The organism is Vibrio tritonius (assembly GCF_001547935.1).
Lineage (GTDB): Bacteria > Pseudomonadota > Gammaproteobacteria > Enterobacterales > Vibrionaceae > Vibrio > Vibrio tritonius.
The window spans coordinates 1,900,067-1,920,939 of sequence record NZ_AP014635.1; the positions used below are offsets into that span (position 1 = coordinate 1,900,067).

A 20,873-nucleotide genomic window follows, 5' to 3' on the forward strand; every position below is an offset into this window, starting at 1 on the left:
GCGTGTCACTGGTATTTGTGAATTTCACTAACAAATAAATCAAATTTGTAGCTATTAATTCCTCGACGCTTGCTTGGTAAAGTCTTTCTCAACGAAGGCAAAAGGCAAATGCGATGTTTATGAAGCCTCTTTGCCTTTTCATTTTCTTAGTTTCAATAGGTTACTCAATGGAAAACTTCATCTTTCATAATCCGGTTAAGGTGCTATTTGGCAAAAATCAAATCGCACAAATTAATAACGAAGTTCCACAAGACAAGCGTGTCATGATTGTCTATGGCGGCGGCAGTGTGGTGAAAACGGGTGTTCTGCAACGCGTTAAAGATGCATTGCAAAACGACATTATTTTCGAATTTGGCGGTGTTGAAGCGAACCCTCATTACGAAACACTGATGCGTGCCGTTGAGATCGTAAAATCAGAAAAAATCGACTTTTTGCTTGCTGTCGGTGGTGGCTCTGTTATTGACGGAACCAAATTCATTGCTGCCGCAGCAAAATATCAAGGTGATGCTTGGGAAATTGTCAAAAGCTACGGCAATGTTGTGCAAGATGCGCTGCCGATTGGCTGTGTGTTAACCATCGCAGCAACAGGCTCAGAGATGAATAACGTGGCTGTAGTCACCAAAGCGGAAACCAAAGACAAATTGTTCTTTGGCTCTCCTTATGTGCTGCCAAAATTCTCAGTTTTAGAGCCAGAAATTACCTTTACGCTGCCTAAAAATCAGACCGCAAATGGTGTGGTAGATGCATTTATCCACATTCTGGAGCAATACATCACCTACCCTGTTAATGCCAAAATTCCTGACCGCATTGCAGAAGGTCTGCTTAATACGCTAAAAGAAGATGGACCAAAAGCGCTGACCCAACCTGATGACTATGAAGCGCGCGCCAATATTATGTGGTCTGCCACCATGGCATTAAACGGCGTACTAAGCACAGGCGTTCCTGCCGACTGGGCAACACACATGATCGGTCAAGAAATAACTGGGCTTTATGGACTTGATCATGCCCAAACGCTAGCAATCGTATTGCCTGCGCTGTGGACTTTCTGCAAAAAAGAGAAATCCGCGAAGCTTGCCCAATACGCTGCTCGTGTATGGGACATCCCAGTGCAAGATGAACTGGTGATGGCGGAAAAAGCAATTGCATGCACTACTCAGTTCTTTGAATCCATGGGGATTAAAACCCATCTATCCGACTATGGATTAGGTGAAGACATCATCCCGATCGTCGTGGCGAAACTGGAAGAACACGGTCATGTGAATATTGGTGAAAACCAATCCATCACCGCTGAAAGTGCAGCCGAGATCCTTAAACTCGCACTCTAACATTAAGCAAATGGGGGAATGCGTTTGCTAGTGTTAAGAAAATATTTACCGGCATCGTTTCCCCTTATTGTTCAGCCTTCATTAAAAAAGGGAAGTTAATCATGGCACGAATTTTCGTTTCGGGTTCAACAGATGGGCTCGGTTTAGCTACCGCTACAAGCCTATTAGAACAAGGCCATGAAGTCCTTGTTCATAGTCGAAATAGTGAGCGGCTTTCTCAAATTCAGCCCCTATTAAATAAAGGAGCCAAAGCCGTTATTGGTGATTTATCGCAGCTAGCACAACAAATTTCTGTTGCCGAGCAAATCAATCAGCACGGACATATAGATGTAGCCATTCACAATGCAGGAACTACGAACCAACAGGATCTTTTTTCAGTGAACGTGCTCGCTCCCTATGTTTTAAGCGCTTTGGTACCGCAGCCTACTCGCCTAATTTATCTCAGCAGTAGTATGCATTTTGATGGTAGGAAAAACTTAGAGCTTGGGAGTGCAGAACTCACCTACTCCGATAGCAAATTACTTGTTACCACATTGAGTAATGCCATCGCTAACAGATGGCCAGATTCCTACTGTTTCAGTGTTGATCCCGGCTGGGTTCCCACCAAGATGGGCGGCGCTCATGCACCAGATGATTTCATTGAGGGTTATCAGACCCAAGTTTGGCTGGCTACAACTAACATATTAACTTCTCTAACAAGTGGAACTTATTGGCACCACAGACAGTGTGCTAAGCATCATATTGCGGCGGAAGATGAGCAGTTTCAAACACAGCTTCTTAACCATTTAGAAAAGATAAGTGGGATTGTCTTACCTTAACGTTAAGTATCGCACTCCCCATCCATAACCTAACAACATCAATAATTATTTTTACAACAACAAAGTGAGGAACCCTTCGATGGATAACTTTACCCACCATTCACCAACGCGCGTTATAGGTTATCCGGCCTAATTCATCCAAATGATAGTCCCTACTGCAATAAATAACGGACTACTCGTTTCAACTTCATCATAACATTCATTACTGAAAGAGCATGGATTGCATGCTCTTAAAAACACGATTACCTATTTTCGAGATATCCATGACAAAACATGAAAAACCAATGCCTTATATGGCGTTGCTCGCCTTTGCCATGACGGGTTTTATCTGCATTATGACAGAAACTATCCCAGCAGGTTTGCTTCCAGAGATAAGCCATGAGTTGGCGATTCCACTATCGACAGCAGGCCAGTGGGTCACCGCCTATGCATTAGGTTCACTGTTTGCCGCGATTCCGTTAACCATTGCCACCCGCGCTTGGTCTCGCCGCACTGTACTACTTACCACTGTGCTTGGTTTTATTCTGTTTAATAGCTTAACGGCATTATCAACCAACTTAGTGCTCACTTTCACTGCTCGCTTTTTAGCTGGAGCCTGTGCGGGATTAGCTTGGAGCTTACTGGCGAGTTATGCACGCCGCATCGTCGAGCCTTATCAACAAGGCAAAGCGATGGCAATCGCAATGGTGGGCACTCCGATTGCCCTTTCCGCTGGTGTTCCTTTAGGTACTTGGCTTGGGCAAGTTCTGGGCTGGCGTTTAACCTTTGGTGCAATGTCTTTGCTGTCTGCGTTACTGATTGTTTGGATCATCGTGTGCGTACCTAACGTTGCAGGCCAATCAAAACAGATGAAATTGGAATTTAGCAAAGTACTGCATATTAAAGGGGTTAAACCTGTATTGGCGGTGGTGCTGACATGGATGCTTGCGCATAACATTCTTTATACCTACATCGCGCCATTTGTTCAGCCATCGGGAATGAACAGCCATGTGCAGTGGGTCTTGATGATCTTTGGTCTCACCTCTTTAGTTGGCATTATCGTCACTGGTAAATTGATCGACAAATACTTGCGCAAAATGGTGTTGATTTCACTGGCGTGCTTCTTCCTTGTCGCGGTCATTTTCAGTCTATTTATCAAAAGTTCCGATGTCATTCTGATTGGAACCGCCATCTGGGGATTAACCTTCGGCGGCGCGGCCACTCTACTGAATACCGCATTAGCTGATGCAGCAGGCGAATGGGCTGAACTGGCAATGTCTTTAACCGTAGTGAGTTGGAATAGTGCCATTTCCCTTGGCGGAATCGTAGGCGGCGTGCTGCTGCAATTCTATGGCACATCATCACTACCAATGACGTTAGCTGGGCTACTGTTCGTCAGTTTGTTGATCGTAAAAATCAATTCGACGTACGCGTTTCCTCACCGTCGATAAGGCAGTTTTTATCGACAAATACCCACTCGGTTTCACCGTCTTATACAAGATTAAGAGGAACACTCTGGTTATTCGCGTCAATGTGAAACCGTTTATTTAACCATCATTCATTATCAATAGAGGTATCTATGCAAAATATTAAAGATAAAGTCGTTGTCATCACTGGTGCTAGCTCTGGTCTGGGCGAAGCGACCGCGAGATTGCTCGCCGCAGAAGGCGCAAAAGTGGTGCTTGGCGCTCGCCGCGCAGAAAAGCTCGAAGTTATCGTAAAAGAAATTGTTGATGCTGGCGGCATTGCAACTGCGGTAACTACTGACGTCAAAAACCATGAAGAGGTTAAAAAACTGGTCGACACTGCAGTAGAAAACTACGGTCGCGTTGATGTTCTTCTTAACAACGCAGGGTTGATGCCACTCGCTCCGTTTGAACGTTTACAAATTGCGGAATGGAACGAGACGATTGATGTCAATATTAAAGGCGTTCTGAACGGTATTGCTGCCGCGTTGCCACACATGCAAGCGCAAAAATCCGGCCACATCATCAACGTTTCGTCTGTATATGGTCACATTGTTGCTCAAGGTGCGGGGGTTTACTGCGGTACTAAATGGGCGGTTCGCGCAATTTCAGAAGGTCTTCGTCAAGAGGTGAAACCTTACAACCTGCGCACCACCATCATCTCTCCTGGAGCTGTCAATACTGAGTTGCTTGAGCATATCAGTCAGAAAGACATCCAAGAAACCGTGAAGAAAATCGTCGGTGAATTTGGTCTTTCTCCTGATGCCTTTGCGCGTATGGTGGCGTTTGCGATCTCACAACCTGATGAAGTCGATGTGTCAGAAATCTTATTCCGCCCAACAGCGCAGCCGGAATAATAGACATCATTCAATCGCTTAGCTGTTGAATAAATAATCCACTTCAATAATAAAGGGTATCGCCTTGCCCGGGATACCCTTTTCTCCAGCAGATACTATGACTAGACCGACTCTGTATTGACACCACGGCGCTGTGTGAAAGAGATCAAACGAGGTAACAGTAAACCACTAAGAACGACTCCAATCCCGAGTAATTGTATTCCTGTCACGGGTTGACCTAATGCCAAAGAAGTGACAACAGAAAAAATAGGCACCAGATTAAAGAAAACCGAGGCATTTGCAGAGCCCATACGTTGAATACCGCTCAACCAAAGTAAATACCCTAGTACGGTCCCAAATAGTCCGATGTAACCCACCTCCAACACGCTGAACATGGATGCCAGCTTTAGTTCATAGATCGGATGAACAGAAGGTAATGCGAAACAAACCATACCCGTCACTACAGCGCCACTGAACATACCAACGAACGTATAAACACTCGGTAACATCCAACGGCTAATACTCTGACTGAAATAGGTGTAAATACTCCAAGAAAACATGCCACAGAGTATTAATTGATCACCCCAATTAAACCGAAAGGAACGCAGTGTTTCAATATGTCCATTCGTGATGGCTATTAAGACCCCCACAAAACTTATTACTAAGCTAACGCATTGAATCTTTGATGGTAATTTACGTACAGCGACACTGGCAATAACGGAAGTCACTATCGGGCTTAATGCCATAATCAGAGAACCATTGGTTGGGCTGGTATAAGATAAACCAACAAAAACGATGAGGTTGAAGCCAGCAATACCAGATGCACTGATCGCCACCACCCAAATCCATTGATCGAGCCGCAAGCGTGGTATCGGCGTTCGTACGGCACACAAATATAAAATCAAGCAGGTAGATGCAATCACAAATCGCCAAAAGACTAAGGTAAACGCACTCATCTCCTCTAATGCGGTTTTACCTATGGGGTAACAACTTCCCCATAAAAAGGTACAAATAATAAGTGGAACAATGGCTTTCATAATAGAGTTGGAATGCATGATTACTCCAAGCAACATCAAGGATGAGGGTCGTAAATAGGAATGTTTTAATCCCGATCAATCACTTAATGACTGACCGGGATTTCGCTAAAGAGTGGGTATAAAAATATTTAAAGTTGATCAGTTTGATAAGGTAATTAACTCAGACAACTTCTTGATTTGATGACAAAACTCATCAAAGTTATTAGGTTCAAGCCATGCTTGATACGCGGATTTAATGGCATCATATTCGCTATCGAGTAATGCAAACCATGCAGTATCTCTGTTGCGACCTTGAGTAACCTGCAGTTGACGGAAAATACCTTCAAACGTAAAACCAAAGCGTTGTGCGGCGGCTCTTGAAGGTTCATTTAAAGAATCACATTTCCATTCTAAACGGCGATAGCCCAACTCTTCGAAAACATACTTGGATAACAGCGCCATAACCTCTGTTGAAAGCGGTGTTCGTTGCATGCGGGGGGAATACACCACATGACCGATTTCGATTACACCATTGGCGGTATCAATACGCATAAGTGATACCGTACCAACCGCTTTGTTAGTCGAACGGTCAATCACGGCATAGTGAAAAGGATCGCTTAGCCCTTCCATCGTCAGTAAAAACTCTCGGTACTCATCACTTGAGTGAAATGGGCCATAAGGCAGATAAGTCCAGTGGCGACCATCGGGACTATCTTGAAATGCTTCATACAGCTCTTCGGCATGTTGAGCAACATTTAAGCGTTCCAAGCGGCAAAAGTGCCCAGATAACGTTGTTTTTTCTGGCTGCTTTGCTGCCGTCCATCCAGTTAAATCGAAACCAATAGGTTGCTGAAATTCATTAAGTCGTGCAGTCACTTCACTTTCCTGTTTTGTTGTAACAATGCAACTAACATAGAAAAATACTGGTATGATAAAAAGCACCAGTCAGCGCAAATTTTATGGTACCACCTATGATTGATATTACCGGCGTTCTCGACCCTAATGCTAAAACCTCATCGGGTGACAAGATCTCCCTACATAAACAATTAGTCGAGCGATTACAGCAGGCGATTTTATCGGGAAGGTTACCCGCAGACACAAGGCTCAGTTCTTCACGCACTTTGGCTACCGAGCTTGGGGTGTCGCGTAATACTGTTGTTCTTGCTTACGAACATTTAGCCGCCGAGGGCTATATTATTGCCGACCAGCAAGGCACAAAAGTTGCCAGTTTAAGCGCGCAATCTGCTCGCATACGTTCGGTGAAAAAGGCCCAAACAACACCAGTAACCCTCGCTAAGCGGTGGCATAATTTAGCAGATTCAAAACCCACTTCAGATATAAAACAGGCCTCTCTTACTCCGGGAATGCCAGCGCTTGATCATTTTCCCATTGCCGCTTGGCGTCGCTCGTTGGAACGAACGACCAAACAACTTCATCGCCAATCACTATTGAGTCATGAGCCACTTGGGGTTCCAGCGTTAAAGCAGTCAATTGCCAATCATCTGCACATTGCACGAGGAGTAAAATGCGAACCCAACCAAATCGTGATAACGGCCGGAGCACAACAAGCGCTTGATCTCTGCCTTGCTTTAATCACAAATCCAGAAGAGACGGTTTGGATTGAAGACCCATGCTATTTTGGAGCTAAATCGGCACTTAACATTCGCGGTTTAACTGTCGTCTCAATCCCAGTGGATAAAGAGGGAATTGATGCAGTTAACGCAACACAGGCCACCCACACTCACCCACCGAAATTGATATTTACCACCCCGGCTCATCAATACCCAACTGGGGCGGTACTCTCCGTTGCGCGGCGTTTAGCACTTATTGAATATGCTCAGAAAATAGGGGCATGGATCATCGAAGATGATTACGATGGCGACTTTCGTCATTTCGGCTCTCCTATTGCCAGTATGCAAGGGTTAATCGAAGATGCGCCTGTCATCTACATTGGGTCGTTTAGTAAAACCCTATTTCCTGCATTAAGAATCGGTTTTATGGTGCTACCGAAAAACCTCATGAATCAAGCCAGCCCCATATTGGAAACCATGTTAAGCAGCGGTAATCAACTTCAACAACTGGCGTTGGCGGACTTTATGACATCCGGTGAGTTTGGTCGCCATTTAGGACGGATGAGACGGGTTTATCGAGAGCGGCAGAAAGTATTAAAAGCCGCGCTTGTCCAATACTTCCCTCGTGACTGGATTCTTGGTGGCAGCGCCGGCATGCATCTTACTCTAACGCTTTCAGCAGATTTAAACGACAAATCCATAGCAGAGGAGGCAAATCGACAAGGCATTGGCGTGACAGCCCTATCGATCTACTACAGCAACACGCCCGCAAAACGTCATGGGCTGGTTATCGGTTATGGCTACACAGATAAAGAGAAGATCATTCAATCTATAGCCACACTTGCCAAAATAATCCAAGCTCACAGCAGTCATTAGGCTATGAGCCTAATGACTTGTTAACAAGAGCTTACCCCCGGAGCTTTCGCTAGATAGGTATCGCTCTCAATTTGGTCAAACATAAATTTGGCAAGATCTAAGCGACTAAGCGCAAGTTGATGACGAGTTTTGCCATACACGCCGACATTAATGCCTTTTGAATCACTTCGGTTAGTTAAGAAACCCGCTCTCACCATTGTCCAATCACGATCGGATTGGCGAATCACCTGCGCTAGTGCCACGATATCTTGGTAAATACTCGGCATTAGGTACTTAATCAAAATGGCTGGCAGACGAATCTTCATATCATAGCGATCATCAGGGTCAGCAGCTGTCCCAGTCGAAACGGCAATCAAACGCCTCACCTGAGCTTGCGCCATGATGTCTATCATAGCTTGCGTTGCATGAGCAATCGGCTCACCTTTCGGATGAGGAAATTGCGTTGGACCCAGCGCTGACAGCACAGCATCCGCGCCGTTAATCGCTTCATACAGATCAATAGCATCAGTGAAATCGCCGCGTACAATACGCACATTTTCGTAATCAAAGCTACTGGACTGGCGCGCAAATACCGTGATCTCATGGCCTCGCTTCAATCCTTCTTCAATAAGATAAGGACCCGTTTTGCCAGTCGCCCCAAACAACGTAATTTTCATAAAACATTCCAATAATCAGAGTTATGGGTTTAGGGAGCCCGAAAATTTTGGGCTCCTGGGCATGGTTATCGAGCACTATCTATGAGCAAGCCACCATCCGGTGTCATACTGTATCCGGTCATATACTGTGAATCTTGGCTCGCTAAGAATAGCACCACAGGTGCGATGTCTTCCTCGGGTGAACCATAGCGTCCTAACGGGCAAGCAGGCGGCGGAAGCTCTACATCATCGCCCCATGTTTTGGCAACTGGCATCATATTATTCACGGTGATGTTATCTACCGCCCATTCACGAGCAGCGGTACGAGTTAACGCTCGCACTGCTTCTTTAGCCATGTTGTAAGGAGCATACCCTGTTAATCCAGTGACGCCAGCCATCGACCCAAAGTTGATTACTCGACCCGAACCACTCTTTTTCAAATGCGGGTAAGCGGCCTGCATCCAACGTAAATAGGCAATTGGACCGATTTCAAAATTACGTTGTAACTGCTCAACCGAAAGTTCAAGCACGGAAGAAAATGGCGCAGAGGGATCAAACGCATTGTTCACAAGAATGTCGATGCCACCAAAGGTATCAACCACTTGTTGTATTGCGACCTGGGTTTGAGTTAGGTCGCTAATATCGCAGGCAATTGCCAGAGCTTGACCACCTTCTGCTGCAATTTCGTTTACTACTGCATCGACATTGTGTTGAGAACGAGAAACTACAGCTACTAACGCTCCTTCAGCTGCAAACAGTTTGGCCGTTGCACGACCAATGCCCTTGCTACCACCCGTGACAATGGCTACTTTTCCAATTAATCTATTCATGATTTTTTCCTACAGTTTCAGTAATGAAAGAGGCCCCAGCACTATTGGCTGACGGTAAGTTTCGTGCCGCATTCTGGGTCGTAAATGACGCCGCAATAAGCAGAACGCCCACTATGGCTGGTAACGCTTCTTTGGGCTTTTTCACCCCCCAATGCGCTCCAATGGCTAACATCAAATGCAATGTCATCGCCGCATAAGTGAAATCGGTTAAGCTGGCGTTAAACCGAGAAATCACCACGATCACGGCTAACGTCTTACAAAAGATCAAAGGTTTTACTAAATAACTCGGATAACCAAACGCCGTGAACTGCTCCTTTACCCAATTGGTTTTTATTGTGTAAAGGGTTGCTGATGCTAAATACAGCAATGAGAGCAAGGTGGTGCTTATCCAATAGGTGTATATCGTGGTCATAAATCGCCTTAAGTTGTTCGACTTTGCAGCGATAATGTTATGTAATAGAAAAATTAACAAGTAGGATGAATTTCAATGGGTTGGTATTATTTATATGACTAATGAACAAAATCAACGCAATATGCACGAAGAAATGCGCAGAGCATTTTCGCTGTTATCGGGAAAGTGGAAGCTGGAGATTATGTGGCTGCTCAATCAACGCATTTATCGCTTTGGTGAACTACGTAAAGCGATCCCTGGGATAACTCAGCACATGTTGACAACTCAGCTTAGGGAATTGGAAGCCGATGGTTTGGTTTCTCGTACCATCTATCCTGAGGTACCACCACGAGTCGAATATGAGATTACCGACAAAGCGCGCGGCTTAGGGCCAACGATGGAAGCATTGACCAAATGGTGGGAACAATACGGTGATTCATTGCCACTGAGAAATGAAACCAGAGGACGTAAGCCGAACCAAAATAAGTAGGCTTGAATAGAAAAGGAACGATACAGGTAAAAACGCTTCCCCTACTCAACATCAACCACGGTTCGTCCATCGGTTAAACGCTCTTCAATACCAGCACCTTTGAGTTGCATGCCTAGTGGCGATTGGGGCGTAACAACCACCATCTTGCCATCGCTTAGTTTAGTACCACCGCAATCGGGCAAGAGCCAATACATGGAATTGTCATCGAGGGTAATAATTGCTCCAATGGCAATTTCATCCTCTTCGGTAAAATCTCGTAATACCAATGACTTGATACGCGCGATGATCGCATCGCATTCGGCGACTCGCTGCGACTGCCCATGGGCAAGATACGCCGCTTCTAAACCCACGGTATCGTATTGCGTTTCCGGTTTACTTTGCTCGTGAGTGGCTAAATCATGGGCACTGCTTGCCGCATCAAAGGCAATTTGGCGCTGCGCCGCGAGAAGTTCGAGAAGTTGCTGACGTAACAAAGTTTTATCTATCATGACGCTGTCGTATTACCCATTGAAAAATCGCGAAGGAGTCTATCATAGTTCACCAAACTGGCGCGAATGCTGAGCTTCATTAACACCATCACCCACAACGTCTCAGCACTCTACCAACTCTCTTTTCAAAAGAACCCAATCGGCAAATAAAAGTCGAGTTCAAACTGCTCATTTTCATCCAGAAAGTGATTTTTATGATACTGCACATAAGCGGGTGTCGAACGTAACTTAAAACCAGATTTGGGTAACCAATCTTCAAGTATGGCGCTCAGTTGCGGTAAAAGCTCACCATAAATGCCACGCAGTCGAAAAACCGCGTGTAATCCACCGGGGATAACAAATTGGTTCACGACTCCACGTAACGAAATGGGTCTATCGATTTCGATGCAAGCCACATAACGGCAATTGTCCAACGCAACCCAAGCGGGATTGGAATGGTGCAGCCCATATTGAATGGAAAAATCACGCCCTTCACTCATAGCCCACGCCTTCAGTAACAACCATGCATGGGCGATGGAACGGTTATAGCCAGTGTGGCGAACATACGCCGAGGTACGACTTGGCACTTCCACAATTTTGGGATTAGGCAGGAGACGATTTGCGACGCGTTGATATCCATTGGCAATCTCTGGGTCTTTTAGATAGGGCTTTTCACCCATCTGTAAATCGTGTTTACGCCAATCGCGCGGCGACATCGCAAACACACTTTTAAACGCGCGATTAAATGAGGAGGCTGAGCTAAATCCGCACTTATTGACGATATCGATCACGGGGGTATGTGGGTCAAACATCAACTGGTTCGCTGCATATTCCATCCGAATGCGCCGAATGTATTGGTTAACCGATTCGCCAACAACCTGTTGAAAAGTGCGATGAAAATGCTGCTCTGAATAAGAGGCGACATTAGCTAACACGCGCGCCGTTAAATCTCGACTGATGTCTTGATGGATATAAAACAGCACGTCGTTTATCCGTGACTGTTGGAGCTTGTTCATTATTCACACCAAATAGCATAAATGGACATGTTAGTGAGCATATATGGACCGACTTGGTTTGCCAATAGTCATTACTATGACAAAACCATCCACATTCACCATTTGAGAGTTTTATGGAAATTGCACAAGCGGTTCAACAGATACAGCCCTCTTATATAAGAGAAATCCTCGCAGCAGCCAGCGATAAAAAGGTGATTTCATTGGCAGGCGGATTGCCCGACGAACAGACTTTTCCCCTTCATCTGATGAAGCCCACCATTGATGCTTTAACTACCCTGCGCGATGTCTTTCAATATGGGCCGACTGCGGGCTATCCACCACTTATCGAATACTTAACGGCGGCGTATCAACTGCCAGACACACATCAAGTGATCACCTGTACCGGTTCGCAGCAAGGATTAGATCTCATCGCGCGTGCTTACGTTAATCCCAACGATACCGTGGCCATGGAAGCGCCGTGCTATCTAGGAGCCATGCAAGTATTTGGCCTAGCCCAAGCCAATTTAGTTACTGTATCGCAAGATAGATGGGGTCCTAACATTGAGGAGTTAGAGCTCTGTTTTAAAACCGCAGCACCAAAGATGTTCTATGCGGTGCCTGATTTTCACAACCCAACCGGGGTAAGTTGGTCGCTGGAAAGACGCCAGCAAGTGGCAAAGCTGTGTAACCAATATCAGGTTGTGTTCATTGAAGATGCCCCTTATCGAGAGCTACGTTTTGCTGGCACACCTCTTCCTTTAGTTTCTGATTTTTGTCCAGATCTCTCGATTGTCTTACGTTCCATGTCGAAAGTGGCTTCACCTGGCCTGCGCTTTGGCACAGTCAGTGGTAAAAGAAGTTACATCGCGCCACTGATTAAAGTAAAACAAGGAGCTGATTTGCACTCTAGCCTGCCAGTGCAAGCCATCATTTTGGGGTTATTACAACACCCAGAATTTGCCGACCATATTGGCAAAATTCGCGAGTTATACCGTTCTCGCTATGACACGTTGTTTGAGGCGCTGCAAACGTATTTGCCACAAGGATGCCACGTTAACGCGACAGAAGGCGGAATGTTTGTGTGGGTCACCCTACCGCAATGCGATACTTTTGCCTTGGCGAAAACCTTACTCGCGAATCAAGTGGCCGTCGTACCCAGCCCGGTGTTTTATCCACCGTCGAGCCAAGCACCATCGGCGCTGCGCCTTAATTTTACCAATGCCAATCCAGAGGAGCTAGTCACCGCAGTACAGAGGATTGCTGAAGTGTTGGATAAGACAACATTTCCCTTTGCCATCTACTGAAAATCCAACAGGTCTTAACCATGCGTTATTTTATATAATGATTTGAATTTTATAGAGAATAAAAGAGCCTAAAAAAACATAGGCCCTACGTAGAAACAAAAAACGGTAAGGATCGTGTTGCTGCATCTATCGCTGATGAAACATCACTAATAGTGCTGCCACATTACGTGCCGTCAGTTCGAGGTTACTTGACGCATTTTGCAATGCTCCTTGTAGATCGGTTGCCCCAGGTACAACATCGAAAACGGCATCGATACCGTAGTCATGAACAACGGCACAATCAGGAGACAAGCAGCCAGCAATACCTATCACTGGAATGTTGGCGGCTTTACATACCTTAGCGACACCGCTTGGTGTTTTGCCATGAATCGTTTGGCTATCAATGCGGCCTTCACCAGTGATCACCACGTCAGCACCTTGAATCGCTTGTTCTAATTGAGTCGCCTCAATCACAATATCAATGCCCGGTTTCATGGTTGCGTTTAACAAACCGTAAAGGGCTGCACCAAGACCACCTGCAGCACCAGCGCCTGGAATATTTTTCACATCAACGCCCAGTTGCTCTAGAACCACATCAGCAAAGTGAGCAAGGTTGGCATCGAGACGAGTAATCATCTCGGGCGTCGCCCCTTTTTGAGGGCCAAACACATGAGAAGCGCCAGTAGGACCACATAGCGGATTGGTGACATCACATGCAACTTCTAAGGTCACATTGGCTAAGCGTGGATCAAGATTAGAGAGATCAATTTTGTCAAGTTTATCTAACTCACCGCCGCCATAGCCTAATGAGTTTCCTTCTTTATCAAGAAATTGAATGCCTAATGCTTGGCACATGCCCATACCAGCGTCATTGGTTGCGCTCCCACCGATGCCGAGAATCAGGTGATTCACTTCCAAATCTAATGCAGCTTTAATCAACTGACCTGTACCAAAGGTTGTGGTAATCAGTGGATTACGATTTTCAGGCTCTGCAAGATGGATACCAGACGCAGATGCCATTTCAATCACAGCCGTGTGTGAATTGCCCATCAAACCAAAATATGCTTGAACCTGATTACCCATAGGACCAATCACTTTCGCTTTCACAATCGTTCCTTGACTGGAGTCTATCAGCGACTGAACCGTTCCTTCACCACCATCAGCCATAGGAACTTTAACGATCTCTGCATTTGGGATGACTTTGCGAATGCCACGTTCAATACTGTCTGCCACTTGCAACGCGGTTAAGCTCTCTTTGAATGAATCAGGTGCAATAACAATTTTCATCTTTTTCTCCACTCTTACAGGCCAAACACGTTAAATACGCCAAACAGTAATACCGATACAAAACTGATCATTAAGCCGACCAATGATTCATAAGGGACAAGTTTCAATCGTTGACCAATACTCATGTTTACCGCCCCACCTGTTGCATGGAAGAAGCTGCCGTGTGGCATGTGATCCAACACCGTAGCACCCGCATGAATCATCGCCGCACCAGCCAATGCCGGCACGCCCAATTCAAGAATAGTCGAACTGAATACATTTGAAGCGACAGCGGTCCCAGCGGTTGTTGATGCTGTAGCAAGTGACATCAAAGCACCTGAGAAAGGGGCTAATAAGTAACTTGGCAAACCCAAGCCATTTAATGCCTCAATAAGACCTGCCTTTAACCCTGAGTTGGCAATGATACCCGCCAAAGTACCCGTACCGAGCAGCATAATCGCCACGGGTGCCATGCGTGATAGTCCAGACACCGCAAAGTCATTAATCTCTTTGGTACGTTTCATCGCAAGTGCCCCAACAATACCGCCTAAAGGTAGCGCAATCATGGGGTCGACATTGATACCCGCTAAAGGACGAAGAGCCAAGGTGACAATCGCAACGATAGGCGCAAGAATCGCGCACGCAAAATGAGGTAAAGCGCCTCGACTGTGGTTAATGACTTCATGCTCTTGAACTTTGTCGCCTTTGTTAACCAATTTTCTTGCTAGCCAATACGCAAAGACCAAACCGCATAAACCCGGAATAATACCTGCCATCATGACAGAGGTAAGTGGCACATGAAACGCATCCGATGCTGCAATCGCATTTGGGTTAGGTGACATCACGTTCCCTGCTTTACCACCGCCGATCATTGCCAATAAAATCGCTGTTTTAGATAAGTCTGCACGACGACCAATCGCCAGAGCGATTGGCGCTACAGTGATAACAGCTACATCAACAAATACGCCAACCGCGGTCAAAATCATGGTCGCGATAGCAAGCGCCAATAATGCTCGTGTCTCTCCTACTTTGTTGACGATGGTTTCTGCAATCGAAGTGGCTGCGCCTGATTCAATCAATACGCCAGCCAAAACACCCGCCGCAAGAATACGTAACACTGCAGTGACAATACCTTGGGCACCATGAATCATCAGTTGCACTGTATCAATCAGTGACACACCGCCCACAAGCCCGCCAATCAGCGCCCCCAGAATCATTCCGTACGCAGGCGGAACTTTTTTCAATATCAAAACAATCGCAACGATAAGGGCCGTGAAAGCACCTAGTGTTGATACTTCTATCATGGTTATTCCTTTTATGGTGTAGGGTTTTATGCGATGCATGATATTGGGCAGGCCTAAAAGTGCTCAATGTTCAAAGTGACATACACGGACATTCAAATGGCCAAATATTTTGTGTGGTTGCACAAATTGCATTGTGCTTATGCATAATAGTTAATCGCTGCATACATCTTGAACAAGTCACTTAACTTATTGAAATCTAATGATGTTATTTCACCAATGCGTGTTAAACGATATCGAAGTGTATTTCGATGAATACCTAACTTCTTGCACGTTTGTTGCTGATCACAATTCTGCATTAAGTACGTCTTGATTGTGAGAACCAAAACCAAGGTGGGATCGACACTTTCAAGCTCTGTTAATGGATGGCGTAACTGCGCTTTCACCCAAGGTGCATTCTCTAAAGTGCCAAATTGATACTTCACAATATCATCGCTATAACAGACCACTTTTTTACGTGCATCCATGCGGTTTTCGATTGCTAGACGGGCTGTTTGGTACGAGAGCGCAATGCCATCTAACTCAGGGAATCCCCCACCTAACGCCGCTCGTATGGCTAACCCTTTATGATTTTCCATGTAACGCACGAGGTCTTTAATCCATAATGTATTATTTTTATCGCTATTTTTAAGTACTACAATTTCCCGCTTAAACATAGAGAATGTACTCACTAACAATCCTTTATCGTACATGTATATTTCATCAATCAGTTCTTGAAATAATGTTGCCGTCATTATTTCCACATTGCTAATTTTTATAATCCCCACCACTTTATTTCCAGTTAAATCATATTTAATAAACTGAGAAAGATTATCGATGTAATCATTATCTGGATGATTTGGTTTGATAAGCAACTCGAGTAGATCCTCTTTATACTTTCGGTCAGTATGTAATTTTGACACTAGGTCGAGGTTTTCCAATATGAGTTCAGTTGCCATATTGACTAATTGAGCTAGCTCTTCCACCACCTGTATCGGGCCACCAACGCCAATAACTCCGATTATTTCATTTTGAAAGACAATCGGAATATTAATGCCCTCTTTCGCTCCTTGGATAAGTTTTGCAGCCGCCTTATCCAGCTTAACCACATTGCCGGTACGCAACACTTCTACCGCGCCATCATGCACGGTATTAATGCGTTCCAGGTCAGACGAAGCCACAATAATTCCTTTATTATTCATTACATTAATCGGAAAACCAACGATAGCGTAAGAACGTTCAACAATTTTCCCAGCCGTGTATTCATTAAGCTGCATACCCACCTCTCATACTTGTTAAAACAGACTAGAGATACCCTAAAAACAACTTGGATATCATTCAAAATCCATGTTTAGATTGAAGCTTGATTTTTGCGGGGGTGGATAATATACATTCGAACCCATGATACCAAACATATTTACAATGAAATTATAAATATGAAATCTAGATCTCACTTTGTGATTGAAAAAATTAACATGCAAAATAACACAAATATTAACGCACAAAACAGTTATGATTTTAATCAAAAACAACTTGTTATAAATAATCAAAAACAGTAAAGATAATATTATTAATAATACAAATCCGATAAATAAAAAACAATAATAAGATAGACATAAACTCCTAAAATAATAACAAATACTTTTACTTGATTAATATCAGATTGCTTTTTTACAACAAAAAAAATCCCCGCATACAATTATGCAGGGATTAAAAATATTGAACTGAAATAAACTTATTTTGCTTTACGCTGCTGCTCTTTACGGGCCAATTTCTCTTGGCGACGCTGCAAAATCACATCATCGGCGGCACCGCCTACATGCACTTCACCGCGTTGAGTAGCCAATTGCACTTGCTTTTCACGTTCACGAAAACGGGCTTTTTGCTCATCAGAGTGCTTATCAAAGCAGTGTGGGCAACTTACCCCTTTCTCATATTTAGGTGACAAGGTGTCTTCATGCGTAATTGGCAAACGACATGCGTTACACATATCGTAATCGCTTTTCTCAAGCTGATGATTGACCGCTACGCGTCCATCGAACACATAACAATCCCCTTTCCATAAGCTCTCTTCTTCTGGCACTTCTTCAAGATATTTGAGAATACCACCTTCTAAGTGATACACCTCATCAAAGCCCTGCTCTTTCAGAAAAGCGGTGGATTTTTCGCAGCGGATACCACCGGTACAGAACATCGCAACTTTCTTGTTTTTGCTCGGATCCATATGTTCAGCAACATACTGAGGAAACTCACGAAACGATTCTGTTTTAGGGTTGACTGCGTTTTGGAACGTGCCAATCGAGATTTCATAATCGTTACGTGTATCAACCACAAATACTTCTGGATCAGAAATCAGTTGATTCCATTCTTTGGGTTTTACATATGTTCCAACCACATGGCGAGGGTCAATGCCTTCTACACCTAGGGTAACGATCTCTTTTTTCAGTTTTACTTTAGTACGGTTAAATGGCTGCTCTTTATCGAATGACTCTTTGTAAACGATGTCAGCCAAACGAGAATCGGATTTAAACCATGCCAGCAAAGCATTAATACCCTCGCGGGTTGATGCTACTGTGCCGTTAATGCCTTCATTAGCCAGCAGCAAAGTACCGCGGATTTGATGCTCTTCCATCAATGTTTTCAGTGGCTCACGAAGTTCAACATAATCTTCAAGACGTACAAACTTGTACAACGCGCACACTACGTAATCTGTCATTTTCTTACCTATTCGTGCACAGGATATACCGTCCCATGCTCTTTATTTCATTATGGCGAAGTATAGCGTAGCAATGCAGAGACAAACACGGACAGTTGTTAAGGGTAAAGCTTGTCTTTTTATACAACCTTCATTTAAGTCCATATAAATTAGATAGTTATATTTTCTACGTAGAATAACTATGTATTCAAATCGGTTCCTTGCCTATAAGCGAATACATTCGCGCTGAAACAGCATATTGAGGTTACTTGGGTATAAAATGATAACAATTCAGCAAAAAGACATAAGAACTGCACTGAATAGACAGGAAATAAAAGCGAAGGGAGATCGCCGCTCAGAAAAGCGGCGATGTTAATTAGTTAAGAGTTACCCCTTCTTTATTGGTCACAGTAAGATGCACATCGCGTTGTGGGAATGGAATAGACAAGCCCGCTTCTTCAATTTTGGGTTTAACCTGACGCTGAATACTCCAGTACGTATCCCAGTATGTATCGACCGTACACCAAGCTCGCAATTGCAGATTCACTGAACTGTCGGCCAACATTTGTACAAGCACTTTTGGTGCAGGATCTTGGAGTACAGCTTCGTGGCTCAGAGCCAGTTCTTTTAGTACATTTAAACCCGTTTCAATGGAATCTTCGTATGAAATCCCCACCGTGATGTCCATACGGCGACGACTATTACGGGTGTAGTTTTTAATTGTTGCCCCCGATACGACACGGTTTGGACTCGAAATGTAGAGGCCATCCCCCGTTTCCAAAATAGTCGTGAACAAACCAATATCACGTACGGTACCGGAAAAACCCGCGTATTCAACAAACTCACCTTTTTTGATTGGCTTAAGAATCAGCAGCATAATACCTGCAGCAATATTACTTAACGTATCTTTAAGCGCTAGACCTATTGCCAAGCCTGTTGCACCAACTAAAGCCACCAAACTTGTCGTATTTACACCAAAAAGATCCAAAATGATGACCAGTGCCAATAGATAGATGGCATATGACGCTACACGAGCAAACAGTCGAGATACAAGTTCGTCACCGTTGCTAATTTTCATAAAGCTCGCCATAACGCCCTTGCGTACCAACTTGGCCATTACAACAGCGATAAACAAAATCACCACCGCCAAGACTAAGTTCCTTAGCGTCTCGACAATCACCAATTGGTGATTTGTATAAAAATCGATTATTGCGTCCATATTTTCTCCGGTAAATCCTCATAATAAAACGAAGCTTCATCCATAATGCTCGAACGCTTCGCTAACGATTCAACAACACAATATTAAGCATATCTGATATAGCAATGGATAAACACCACAGGTTTCGAGCGGTTATACTTAACGCCAGTAAAGCCGACTGTTTTTCTCCCTCAAACTGTCATTTATTCATCCAGTTTTGTATTAAAGAGTTTACACCTTAGGTATAACTCAAAATGGCATTAGCCGATTTTCTCCGTTGTGATTCGGTTAACATAACCAGTGTTTAGGTAACAAATTACCCTAGAGTAAAGGAATGAACTTTGAAGCAGACAGCATCAAAGTAGCAAGACAAACAGGAGTGACAATGAGCTTGAGTCAAAGTAAATTGGCCATTATCGGTATGGGTCATGTGGGCTGTGCCTTGGCACACCATCTCACCATCGGCAATCTTTGTGATGAATTGATACTGATCGATCACCTCAAAGAAAAAGCTTGGGCGGAAGCGGAAGATTTAAAACACTCACTAGGCTTCTCTGAAAACCGCATGAACATTTATGCGGGTGATTACAGTGACTGTATAGATGCCGATATTGTGGTTCTTTCCGTTTCAGCGCCCAATGTTGGCGTCACTACTCGCCTTGATATGCTTGATAAAGCATCACGCATCGTAAGCGATATTGTTCCGCAAGTGATGCAAAGTGGTTTTGCTGGCATCTTTATCGTTATTACCAATCCCGTCGATGCTATTTCCTACTTGGTGCACAAACTTTCAGGCTTGCCTCCCCACCGAGTCATGGGAACAGGAACATCGCTAGACTCCGCTCGCTTAAGGCATTTTTTGGCAGACACCATGGGCGTAGATCCGCGTAGCGTGGAAGCCATGTGCTTAGGTGAACACGGCGATTCACAGATGATTCCATGGAGCCAAGTTACCGTCGGTGCCAAGAAATTTAGTGAAATCCTGCATGACAATCCTGAACGTTTGCAAGGGATTGATATCCACAAAGTGCAACAGGAAATAAGCCAAATCGCCTATAAAATTGTGCATGCTAAAGGCGCTACTAATTTCGGTATAGCGGCAGTAGCAGCACGAATGATAAAGGCAATTGTGCGCGATAGTAATACCGTCATGCCTGTATCGGTGATGCTCAATGGCGAATATGGTGAGTCTGATGTCTACACTGGCGTCCCAGCAGTAATTACCTGCAACGGAATTAAAGAACTGGTCACCTACCATCTTGAAGAACATGAGCTGGCGGAATTCAAACAATCGCTTCAACTACTTAAACGGGTGAATCAGCAGATGATGGCCTCATTCAATAATGAAGAACTGTGCGAGTAATCATACTTGCACGAAAAATCCACTAAAATAAAAGAGAACCCACTTAGGTTCTCTTTTTTAACTAGTTGAACGTTCAATTTGTTCGCCTTTTCA

The 20,873-nt window shown here is 44.4% G+C and carries 20 protein-coding genes; 8 read left to right on the forward strand and 12 right to left on the reverse strand.

Annotated elements, in window-relative coordinates; all coding sequences use genetic code 11:
• The first annotated feature begins 167 nt into the window (after positions 1–167).
• From JCM16456_RS08320 to JCM16456_RS08335, 4 genes are all read left to right on the forward strand, one after another.
• The gene (locus JCM16456_RS08320; RefSeq protein WP_068713776.1) at positions 168–1,325 is read left to right on the forward strand and encodes an iron-containing alcohol dehydrogenase; all 1,158 of its coding nucleotides are present in this window, start codon (positions 168–170) and stop codon (positions 1,323–1,325) included.
• Between the two features lie 101 nt (positions 1,326–1,426).
• Positions 1,427–2,143 (forward strand): SDR family NAD(P)-dependent oxidoreductase, encoded by a 717-nt coding sequence (locus tag JCM16456_RS08325; protein WP_068713777.1) that lies wholly within the window; start codon positions 1,427–1,429, stop codon positions 2,141–2,143.
• Between the two features lie 263 nt (positions 2,144–2,406).
• On the forward strand, positions 2,407–3,573 hold the full coding sequence (locus JCM16456_RS08330; protein ID WP_068715985.1) for an MFS transporter: 1,167 nt from the start codon (positions 2,407–2,409) through the stop codon (positions 3,571–3,573).
• Positions 3,574–3,701: 128 nt separating this feature from the next.
• Positions 3,702–4,445, forward strand: coding sequence for an SDR family oxidoreductase (locus JCM16456_RS08335; protein WP_068713778.1), 744 nt, complete (start codon positions 3,702–3,704; stop codon positions 4,443–4,445).
• Between the two features lie 101 nt (positions 4,446–4,546).
• Here the strand turns inward: JCM16456_RS08335 and JCM16456_RS08340 are convergent, their stop codons facing one another.
• A complete protein-coding gene (locus tag JCM16456_RS08340) occupies positions 4,547–5,479 on the reverse strand; it encodes a DMT family transporter (protein WP_068713779.1) in 933 nt (310 codons plus the stop codon).
• Between the two features lie 120 nt (positions 5,480–5,599).
• On the reverse strand, positions 5,600–6,316 hold the full coding sequence (locus JCM16456_RS08345) for a GNAT family N-acetyltransferase (RefSeq protein WP_068713780.1): 717 nt from the start codon (positions 6,314–6,316) through the stop codon (positions 5,600–5,602).
• A gap of 95 nt (positions 6,317–6,411) precedes the next feature.
• On the opposite strand from JCM16456_RS08345, the gene pdxR reads away from it, so the two are divergent.
• Positions 6,412–7,887, forward strand: coding sequence for a MocR-like pyridoxine biosynthesis transcription factor PdxR (gene pdxR, locus JCM16456_RS08350; RefSeq protein WP_068713781.1), 1,476 nt, complete (start codon positions 6,412–6,414; stop codon positions 7,885–7,887).
• A gap of 20 nt (positions 7,888–7,907) precedes the next feature.
• On the opposite strand, the gene JCM16456_RS08355 is transcribed toward pdxR, so the two are convergent.
• The 3 genes from JCM16456_RS08355 to JCM16456_RS08365 all read right to left on the reverse strand — a co-directional run bounded on the left by JCM16456_RS08355 (position 7,908) and on the right by JCM16456_RS08365 (position 9,764).
• Complete coding sequence (locus JCM16456_RS08355; protein WP_068713782.1) at positions 7,908–8,543, reverse strand: NAD(P)-dependent oxidoreductase; 636 nt, start codon at positions 8,541–8,543, stop codon at positions 7,908–7,910.
• A 65-nt stretch (positions 8,544–8,608) separates the two neighbouring features.
• Positions 8,609–9,352 carry an SDR family NAD(P)-dependent oxidoreductase gene (locus tag JCM16456_RS08360; RefSeq protein ID WP_068713783.1) on the reverse strand — a complete coding sequence of 248 codons (744 nt, stop codon included), beginning with the start codon at positions 9,350–9,352 and terminating at the stop codon, positions 8,609–8,611.
• Positions 9,345–9,764 carry a DoxX family protein gene (locus JCM16456_RS08365; RefSeq protein ID WP_068713784.1) on the reverse strand — a complete coding sequence of 140 codons (420 nt, stop codon included), beginning with the start codon at positions 9,762–9,764 and terminating at the stop codon, positions 9,345–9,347. The genes JCM16456_RS08360 and JCM16456_RS08365 overlap by 8 nt, the downstream gene beginning before the upstream one ends.
• Before the next feature lie 94 nt (positions 9,765–9,858).
• On the opposite strand from JCM16456_RS08365, the gene JCM16456_RS08370 reads away from it, so the two are divergent.
• On the forward strand, positions 9,859–10,233 hold the full coding sequence (locus JCM16456_RS08370) for a winged helix-turn-helix transcriptional regulator (protein ID WP_068713785.1): 375 nt from the start codon (positions 9,859–9,861) through the stop codon (positions 10,231–10,233).
• Between the two features lie 41 nt (positions 10,234–10,274).
• Here the strand turns inward: JCM16456_RS08370 and JCM16456_RS08375 are convergent, their stop codons facing one another.
• Together JCM16456_RS08375 and JCM16456_RS08380 are read right to left on the reverse strand one after the other, a co-directional pair.
• Positions 10,275–10,721, reverse strand: a complete 447-nt coding sequence (locus tag JCM16456_RS08375) for a hypothetical protein (RefSeq protein WP_068713786.1) — start codon at positions 10,719–10,721, stop codon at positions 10,275–10,277.
• 125 nt (positions 10,722–10,846) lie between these two features.
• A complete protein-coding gene (locus tag JCM16456_RS08380) occupies positions 10,847–11,716 on the reverse strand; it encodes an AraC family transcriptional regulator (protein WP_068713787.1) in 870 nt (289 codons plus the stop codon).
• 113 nt (positions 11,717–11,829) lie between these two features.
• Between JCM16456_RS08380 and JCM16456_RS08385 the strand changes: the two genes are divergently transcribed.
• Complete coding sequence (locus JCM16456_RS08385; protein ID WP_068713788.1) at positions 11,830–12,999, forward strand: aminotransferase-like domain-containing protein; 1,170 nt, start codon at positions 11,830–11,832, stop codon at positions 12,997–12,999.
• A gap of 126 nt (positions 13,000–13,125) precedes the next feature.
• Here the strand turns inward: JCM16456_RS08385 and JCM16456_RS08390 are convergent, their stop codons facing one another.
• From JCM16456_RS08390 to JCM16456_RS08410, 5 genes are all read right to left on the reverse strand, one after another.
• Positions 13,126–14,265: a glycerate kinase gene (locus tag JCM16456_RS08390; protein ID WP_068713789.1), complete on the reverse strand. Its 1,140-nt coding sequence runs from the start codon at positions 14,263–14,265 to the stop codon at positions 13,126–13,128.
• 14 nt (positions 14,266–14,279) lie between these two features.
• Positions 14,280–15,548, reverse strand: a complete 1,269-nt coding sequence (locus tag JCM16456_RS08395) for a GntP family permease (protein WP_068713790.1) — start codon at positions 15,546–15,548, stop codon at positions 14,280–14,282.
• 137 nt (positions 15,549–15,685) lie between these two features.
• Positions 15,686–16,801: a CdaR family transcriptional regulator gene (locus JCM16456_RS08400; RefSeq protein ID WP_068713791.1), complete on the reverse strand. Its 1,116-nt coding sequence runs from the start codon at positions 16,799–16,801 to the stop codon at positions 15,686–15,688.
• A gap of 458 nt (positions 16,802–17,259) precedes the next feature.
• Positions 17,260–18,240 carry an oxygen-dependent tRNA uridine(34) hydroxylase TrhO gene (trhO, locus tag JCM16456_RS08405; RefSeq protein ID WP_068713792.1) on the reverse strand — a complete coding sequence of 327 codons (981 nt, stop codon included), beginning with the start codon at positions 18,238–18,240 and terminating at the stop codon, positions 17,260–17,262.
• A 355-nt stretch (positions 18,241–18,595) separates the two neighbouring features.
• Complete coding sequence (locus JCM16456_RS08410; RefSeq protein WP_068713793.1) at positions 18,596–19,438, reverse strand: mechanosensitive ion channel family protein; 843 nt, start codon at positions 19,436–19,438, stop codon at positions 18,596–18,598.
• A gap of 313 nt (positions 19,439–19,751) precedes the next feature.
• Here JCM16456_RS08410 and JCM16456_RS08415 point away from each other — a divergent pair, with 313 nt between their 5' ends.
• Positions 19,752–20,780: an L-lactate dehydrogenase gene (locus JCM16456_RS08415; protein WP_197655201.1), complete on the forward strand. Its 1,029-nt coding sequence runs from the start codon at positions 19,752–19,754 to the stop codon at positions 20,778–20,780.
• Positions 20,781–20,873: the final 93 nt, after the last annotated feature.

What these genes read in the sequence shown, in the direction of transcription:
- JCM16456_RS08320 (WP_068713776.1), top strand. Translation starts at nt 168, where the DNA reads ATGGAAAACTTCATCTTTCATAATCCGGTTAAGGTGCTATTTGGCAAA.
- pdxR (WP_068713781.1), top strand. Translation starts at nt 6,412, where the DNA reads ATGATTGATATTACCGGCGTTCTCGACCCTAATGCTAAAACCTCATCG.
- JCM16456_RS08400 (WP_068713791.1), bottom strand. Translation starts at nt 16,801, where the DNA reads ATGCAGCTTAATGAATACACGGCTGGGAAAATTGTTGAACGTTCTTAC.
- JCM16456_RS08335 (WP_068713778.1), top strand. Translation starts at nt 3,702, where the DNA reads ATGCAAAATATTAAAGATAAAGTCGTTGTCATCACTGGTGCTAGCTCT.
- JCM16456_RS08385 (WP_068713788.1), top strand. Translation starts at nt 11,830, where the DNA reads ATGGAAATTGCACAAGCGGTTCAACAGATACAGCCCTCTTATATAAGA.
- JCM16456_RS08340 (WP_068713779.1), bottom strand. Translation starts at nt 5,479, where the DNA reads ATGCATTCCAACTCTATTATGAAAGCCATTGTTCCACTTATTATTTGT.
- trhO (WP_068713792.1), bottom strand. Translation starts at nt 18,240, where the DNA reads ATGACAGATTACGTAGTGTGCGCGTTGTACAAGTTTGTACGTCTTGAA.
- JCM16456_RS08325 (WP_068713777.1), top strand. Translation starts at nt 1,427, where the DNA reads ATGGCACGAATTTTCGTTTCGGGTTCAACAGATGGGCTCGGTTTAGCT.
- JCM16456_RS08375 (WP_068713786.1), bottom strand. Translation starts at nt 10,721, where the DNA reads ATGATAGATAAAACTTTGTTACGTCAGCAACTTCTCGAACTTCTCGCG.
- JCM16456_RS08365 (WP_068713784.1), bottom strand. Translation starts at nt 9,764, where the DNA reads ATGACCACGATATACACCTATTGGATAAGCACCACCTTGCTCTCATTG.
- JCM16456_RS08330 (WP_068715985.1), top strand. Translation starts at nt 2,407, where the DNA reads ATGACAAAACATGAAAAACCAATGCCTTATATGGCGTTGCTCGCCTTT.
- JCM16456_RS08355 (WP_068713782.1), bottom strand. Translation starts at nt 8,543, where the DNA reads ATGAAAATTACGTTGTTTGGGGCGACTGGCAAAACGGGTCCTTATCTT.
- JCM16456_RS08380 (WP_068713787.1), bottom strand. Translation starts at nt 11,716, where the DNA reads ATGAACAAGCTCCAACAGTCACGGATAAACGACGTGCTGTTTTATATC.
- JCM16456_RS08360 (WP_068713783.1), bottom strand. Translation starts at nt 9,352, where the DNA reads ATGAATAGATTAATTGGAAAAGTAGCCATTGTCACGGGTGGTAGCAAG.
- JCM16456_RS08370 (WP_068713785.1), top strand. Translation starts at nt 9,859, where the DNA reads ATGACTAATGAACAAAATCAACGCAATATGCACGAAGAAATGCGCAGA.
- JCM16456_RS08390 (WP_068713789.1), bottom strand. Translation starts at nt 14,265, where the DNA reads ATGAAAATTGTTATTGCACCTGATTCATTCAAAGAGAGCTTAACCGCG.
- JCM16456_RS08395 (WP_068713790.1), bottom strand. Translation starts at nt 15,548, where the DNA reads ATGATAGAAGTATCAACACTAGGTGCTTTCACGGCCCTTATCGTTGCG.
- JCM16456_RS08410 (WP_068713793.1), bottom strand. Translation starts at nt 19,438, where the DNA reads ATGGACGCAATAATCGATTTTTATACAAATCACCAATTGGTGATTGTC.
- JCM16456_RS08415 (WP_197655201.1), top strand. Translation starts at nt 19,752, where the DNA reads ATGAACTTTGAAGCAGACAGCATCAAAGTAGCAAGACAAACAGGAGTG.